At 69.8% G+C, this 321-nt stretch carries 1 protein-coding gene; it reads right to left on the bottom strand.

The annotated features are described in order from the left end of the window. Positions 1-237 (bottom strand): hypothetical protein (locus ACEPPI_RS40835; RefSeq protein WP_373920290.1); only part of this gene is annotated, 237 nt, incomplete at its 3' end. Between the last annotated feature and the right edge of the window lie 84 nt (positions 238-321).

The raw sequence follows: 321 nt of genomic DNA, 5'->3' as shown, positions 1-321 counted from the left end.
CACGACACCCTCAGCCGACACCCCGACAGACGGAGCAACAAACACCGCGTCCGGAACCGGCTCACCCGCCTCCAACGCCACCACAAGGGCATCGACATCGGCGTACTCGGTTACCTGGACGAGGCCCGTGCTTCCAAGGCCCATCTCGTCCCGGCCCAGTACCGCCCATCGCAGCTCCCCGACGGGAGCCTCCTGCGGGGCCACAGCCGTCCACTCCACGCGGAACAGCGACTCCACGTGAGCGGCACCCGCCGCGTTGACCTGCTCGGCAGAAGCCGGACGCAACGTCAGCGACTCCACCGCCGCAACCGGCCGCCCCGA

The sequence above is a fragment of the Streptomyces sp. AB3(2024) genome (genome assembly GCF_041862025.1).
Lineage (GTDB): Bacteria > Actinomycetota > Actinomycetes > Streptomycetales > Streptomycetaceae > Streptomyces.
Note: the sequence above shows the minus strand (reverse complement) of the source record. Positions and strands in the feature narration are given on the sequence as shown.